The sequence below is a fragment of the Providencia sp. PROV033 genome (genome assembly GCF_028484855.1).
Classification (GTDB): Bacteria; Pseudomonadota; Gammaproteobacteria; order Enterobacterales; family Enterobacteriaceae; genus Providencia; species Providencia alcalifaciens.
In genome coordinates this window covers 1-2,721 of sequence record NZ_JAMPSW010000152.1, presented here as the reverse complement: position 1 = coordinate 2,721, position 2,721 = coordinate 1, and the positions used below count along the sequence as shown (strand labels likewise).

At 37.7% G+C, this 2,721-nt stretch carries 4 protein-coding genes; 1 reads left to right on the top strand and 3 read right to left on the bottom strand.

What is annotated here, in order from left to right:
• Window positions 1-254 precede the first annotated feature (254 nt).
• Complete coding sequence (locus tag PSF16_RS16520) at window positions 255-899, bottom strand: quinolone resistance pentapeptide repeat protein QnrD1 (RefSeq protein WP_012634451.1); 645 nt, start codon at window positions 897-899, stop codon at window positions 255-257.
• A 278-nt stretch (window positions 900-1,177) separates the two neighbouring features.
• On the opposite strand from PSF16_RS16520, the gene PSF16_RS16515 reads away from it, so the two are divergent.
• Window positions 1,178-1,375 (top strand): hypothetical protein, encoded by a 198-nt coding sequence (locus tag PSF16_RS16515; RefSeq protein ID WP_272689711.1) that lies wholly within the window; start codon window positions 1,178-1,180, stop codon window positions 1,373-1,375.
• Between the two features lie 297 nt (window positions 1,376-1,672).
• Here PSF16_RS16515 and PSF16_RS16510 read toward each other — a convergent pair whose 3' ends face one another.
• Window positions 1,673-1,903 (bottom strand): hypothetical protein, encoded by a 231-nt coding sequence (locus PSF16_RS16510; protein WP_173150639.1) that lies wholly within the window; start codon window positions 1,901-1,903, stop codon window positions 1,673-1,675.
• 78 nt (window positions 1,904-1,981) lie between these two features.
• The gene (locus tag PSF16_RS16505; protein WP_196564045.1) at window positions 1,982-2,161 is read right to left on the bottom strand and encodes a hypothetical protein; all 180 of its coding nucleotides are present in this window, start codon (window positions 2,159-2,161) and stop codon (window positions 1,982-1,984) included.
• Between the last annotated feature and the right edge of the window lie 560 nt (window positions 2,162-2,721).

Sequence of the window (2,721 nt, the reverse complement as noted above, 5' to 3'; positions counted from 1 at the left end):
ACCTCCGAATCACGCTGCGGTATCGAAAGATTACAGTGCGTACCTGATAAGAGCACCAATCAACGGACTAGGGATTTCTTGGATTGCGAAGTGTCGAAAGAAGCCCAACCTAACCAAACTTAGCCAGATTAACGAGCTAAGAGACCATGACCCAATAACTGATCATGGAGAAAAGCAAAGACAAGATGAAGATGTCGCTTCGCTCCGTTTTGATTAGTACCACATTGGGGCATTAGGCGTTTTTTACCTAGATTTTATCGGTGAACAATAACACCTAAACTCTCAACAAGCTGAAGCGCCTGCTCTCCATCCAACTTCACTCCATCTAAATTAATTCGCCTTGCATCAAGCTCGCCAAGCGCCCCACCCGTTAAATCACAACCAGTAAAATCAGCCAAAGACCAATCAAACGATGAAAACTCCCCACAAGAAAGATCGGAGCCACGAAACACGGCGCCAGTTATCACAGTGCCATTCCAGCGATTTTCCCACAGTTCGCACTTTTCTAATATGACTCTAGAAAAATTAGCGTAACTAAGATTTGTCTTGGTTATATAAGCACTACAAAACCATGACCTTGTAGTTATCATATTCATAAAATTAGCCCCTCGAAAATCAGCTCCTTGAGCTAAACACTCACTAATTTCAAGACCTAAGGCGCTAATGTTTTTAAAATTACTCATTGATAAATCGCAGCTTTTAAAGCTAGCGTTTTTTAGTTTGGCTCTATTAAAATCACACCCTTCCAAGCTATTCCTGTCGTAAAAACTACAATCAACAAATTCAGTATCAGTTAAATCAACCCCTGAAAAATCACAATTTGAAAAGGCAATATTTTTAACTCTATTCCCCGTAAATTGATCTCGTGAAAACTTTTCATTGATAAAGTGCTTTTCCATACATGCTACACCTGGTTATTTATACAGTGCAATCATTGTACATTAATTTGAACAACCTTAAACTCTAGCTAAAATTGATTCATACAATCCCTTTTATGTTAAACGCTACAAGTCTCTTGTGTGGCGTTTTACATCCATCATTATCTACCCTTTCTATTTTTTCATCTCATTACGCTATATCACTTTAAAAAAATAAGAAATTTTTCATGATTCCGTTAATTTAGTGCTCTATAATTGACAGAGTTAATTAAATATCAGCCAAAAATCAAGGCAGTAGAATGATTGAAAAAATAAAAAGTTTTATGACCGAGCATCCTAAAGCGACAACAAATGAGCTCCTCGATCACATCTATGACGAGATTATGGAATTAAAAAAACAAGGTAAAAGTTGGTCTAGCATCATGGATGAAATCAGCCACTCTGGTTTTTACGTTAGTGAAGCCCCGTTTTATAAATTTATCAAAAGTAAAAAATAACAATTATAAATATGGATTGTTTTAAGCCTTACGTTAATGATTTCACCTGAAATAAAACATTGTTAAAAATGCACTAGAAAGGCACAGAAACCGTTCTAAACTTTCAGCATGGATTTGGGTGTTATGGGGTGAGTTGGGTGCTTAAAATCGATTGTAGACGTTCTGAGCGCGTCTAACGGGCGGTTTTGAGGTGTAAACTCGCCCGTTTAACATAATGGGTCTTGCGCGTACCTTTCAAAAGATCCAAAAAAAATTCAGTGACATAATCCATGAAAGCACCTCGATAATAATCATGACCTATAAATCGTCTTCATCGAAATAGTCTCTGCGACCGGAAAAAACAGTAAACTTTCGGCCATTTTCATCGCTATATACAATTGGTTTTTCCTTAGGTTGACGTATTAATTTTTCCCCATTAGATGGTTCACTAAAAGCAACAGAACCAGACGGTGCATTAGGATGTCGACCCACTGCGATATTAGCCTTCCTTTCTTCCCACTTTGCATATTCCTCATATTCACTACTCATGAAATCCCTCAATCAATGTATCTTCCGCATAACGTTTTTATGAAAAAACTTAATATAAATCCTCTCATTTGAAGCTAATCATTCCTCCTGAAGATTACCATTCTGGGCATCAAAAACCACCTCTTCTGTACCGTCATCATGATGGAAAATGATCTGATAGTCAGGTTCTGGATTTTTAAGCTCTGCTTCATAAGCAACCCTGTATTTCGAATCTTTGAGGAATTCATCATGTAATTCTTTATGTGTAATCCACTTCATCAAATATCCCCTTTCAACCACTTATGATAATTGGTGTTTTCATTGTTAAATCGCTGAAAGACACAAACTTGTTTTGTGGCGTTCGGCGATTTGACCAACCGAGTAAAGCGAGGGCGGTAGTATTTTTATAACTCGTAGAGTTGAGGTTATTAAGGAGAATCCTTAAGCACCGCGTGAATATACAAGGCAATGCCGAAGTGTATACAACGCCAACGTGCCTGTATTATTTAGATGTGGTATTTGAATTTTTAAAAGGAGACAAAAAATAGCATTACTATCAAAGTAATGTGTGAACGCTTATATATAAACCATCATCTAAATTCCGCTTCCTCGACGTGAAACAAGTTCACGCCTTGCGGCGAGCGTTGCAAATTGAAATTCAGAAGGATTTTTTTGTGATACTCCAGAAGACACAGAGCCGAAATGATTGTGACATCACTTCGGCTCTGCTAATCTGAATCGGTGCATTTATTGCTACGATTGAGACCTCGCAATCCAATCTTAGCAATGGGAAGCTAGCTTGTCACTACTTCCTTAAAACCATTCAACGACATTAACTC